This window comes from Mesorhizobium sp. M7A.F.Ca.AU.002.02.1.1, from assembly GCF_003998535.1.
Classification (GTDB): domain Bacteria; phylum Pseudomonadota; class Alphaproteobacteria; order Rhizobiales; family Rhizobiaceae; genus Mesorhizobium; species Mesorhizobium ciceri.
In genome coordinates, this window is the sequence record NZ_RZPB01000936.1 from 1 (window position 1) to 2,021 (window position 2,021).

The window sequence follows — 2,021 nt, forward strand, 5'->3', positions numbered from 1 at the left end:
CTTTATGCCGGCGAGGTGACTCGTCACGGCGCCCTTGCTGCCGGCAGCGGTGAATTGCTGGCCGTGCTCGCCGGCGTCATCGCCGGTCTGGACACGTGAAAGCGTTTTCCCCGGCGAGATGAATTCATCTCGCCCTAAAGGTTCCAAAGTCGGCGGCTTTGGTCTAGACCTGTGACAAACTCACGATATGTGAAGGACCGACATGGCCGCGGAAGACGGAAAGAAACAGCTTTTGCATCTGGTGTTCGGTGGCGAACTGAAGAAGCTTGGCGGCACCGAATTCCGCGATCTCGACGGGCTCGACATCGTCGGCATCTATCCCGACTATCAATCCGCGCACACGGCGTGGAAAGCCAAGGCGCAAGCCAGCGTGGACAACGCTCACATGCGTTACTTCGTCGTTCATCTGCACCGGCTGCTGGACCCCGACAACAAGGCTGCCGGTTGACTTCGATGGAGCATGACCTGGCGAAAGGGCCAGCAAGCGATGCCGCGCCCACGGGCAGGGGACGCAGCCGCACGACCAAGGCCTTCTGGCGCAAGATTCGCCAACCGCTTGCGCAGTCGCGATTCGTCAAGAACGCCATCGCCAGCCTGTTCGCCCAGTTCGTCCGCTTCGTGCGCCTCACCAATCGCGTCGTCGAGGGATCGGCACGGTTTTCGGGCGGTGCCTATACCGAGTTCGAGCCTGGCATCATCGCCTTGTGGCACGGCCAGCATCTGCTGACGCCTGCCTATTATCCCAAGCGCAAGCCGCTGGTCGCCATGGTTTCGCGCAGCGCCGATGCCGAGCTCAACGCCTTGATGCTGGAAAAATTCGGCATCGAGGCTGTGCGCGGCTCGGGCGGGCGGGAAAATGCCAGGCACCTCGACAAGGGTGGAGCGAAAGCGCTTATCGCCCTGAAAAAGTCGCTCGCCGTCGGCAAGAACGTCGCCATGATCGCAGATATTCCGCACGGCACGCCGCGAGACGCAGGACTTGGTATCGTTCTCCTGGCTCGCCTCTCGGGCCGGCCGCTTGTGCCCGTCGCCATCACCACCAGCCGCCGCAAGGTGCTGGAGAAGAGCTGGGACAAGACCACCATTAACCTGCCGTTCGGCCGTTCGTCGATCGTCATTGGCCAGCCGATCTTCGTGGCGGCCGGCGCCGATGACGCCGAAATGGAGCGCAAGCGCCAGGAAGTGACGACAGCGCTCAATGCCGCGACCGCCGAGGCTTACCGTCTCGTGGATGCTCCGCGATGAGCGGCCGCTGGGCACGGGCCATGCTGTCGGCTTACCGATTCGCGGGTGCGGCAGCCTATCCGCTGGTCGGGCCCTACGTTGCCTGGCGCACCTCGCGCGGCAAGGAAGACCGCTACCGCCGCCGCGAGCGCTATGGCGTCGCCGGCCGCGCGCGCCCCGACGGGCCGGTGATCTGGATCCATGCCGCGAGCGTCGGCGAGACCATAGCCGTCGTGCCGCTGGTCGAAAGCATTCTCGACTATGGCGTCAACATCGTGCTGACGACCGGCACGGTGACCTCTGCGCAGGTCGCCGACGAGCGGCTCGGTGACCGCATCATCCATCAATATGTACCGCTCGACCTCAAGCCGGCGGTCAGCCGGTTCCTCGATCACTGGCAGCCGGATCTGGCAATCATCGCCGAATCCGAGATCTGGCCGATGACCATCCTCGAGCTTGGCGCGCGACGCGTGCCGCAGGTGCTGGTCAATGGCAGGCTGTCCGACCGCTCGTTCAAATCGTGGAAGAAACGCGCCAACATCGCCGAGGCGCTGTTCGAGAACCTGGCTCACGTCGTGGCGCAGTCGGATGTCGATGGCGAGCGGTTTCTCGCGCTCGGCGCGCGGCCGGTGACGGTGTCGGGCAACCTCAAGGTGGACACGTCGCCGCCTCCGGTCGACGAACGGGCGCTGGCGACACTGCGGCGGCAGATAGGCACGCGCCCGACCTGGGCGGCGATCTCGACCCATGACGGCGAGGAAGTGGTCGCGGCTGAAGTCCACGCGACGCTGCACAAG

Annotated in this window: 3 protein-coding genes; all 3 read left to right on the forward strand. The window is 64.6% G+C overall.

The genetic code is table 11. The annotated features are described in order from the left end of the window. Nucleotides 1–202 precede the first annotated feature (202 nt). On the forward strand, nt 203–448 hold the full coding sequence (locus EN879_RS33505; RefSeq protein WP_013532345.1) for a DUF4170 domain-containing protein: 246 nt from the start codon (nt 203–205) through the stop codon (nt 446–448). A 5-nt stretch (nt 449–453) separates the two neighbouring features. Then, nucleotides 454–1,245: a lysophospholipid acyltransferase family protein gene (locus EN879_RS33510; protein ID WP_013532344.1), complete on the forward strand. Its 792-nt coding sequence runs from the start codon at nt 454–456 to the stop codon at nt 1,243–1,245. Continuing rightward, on the forward strand, nt 1,242–2,021 hold a 780-nt coding region (locus EN879_RS33515), incomplete at its 3' end, for a glycosyltransferase N-terminal domain-containing protein (protein ID WP_281034624.1). The genes EN879_RS33510 and EN879_RS33515, both read left to right, overlap by 4 nt.

Coding starts and splice junctions, on each gene's coding strand:
- EN879_RS33505 (WP_013532345.1), top strand. CDS start 203: ATGGCCGCGGAAGACGGAAAGAAACAGCTTTTGCATCTGGTGTTCGGT.
- EN879_RS33510 (WP_013532344.1), top strand. CDS start 454: ATGGAGCATGACCTGGCGAAAGGGCCAGCAAGCGATGCCGCGCCCACG.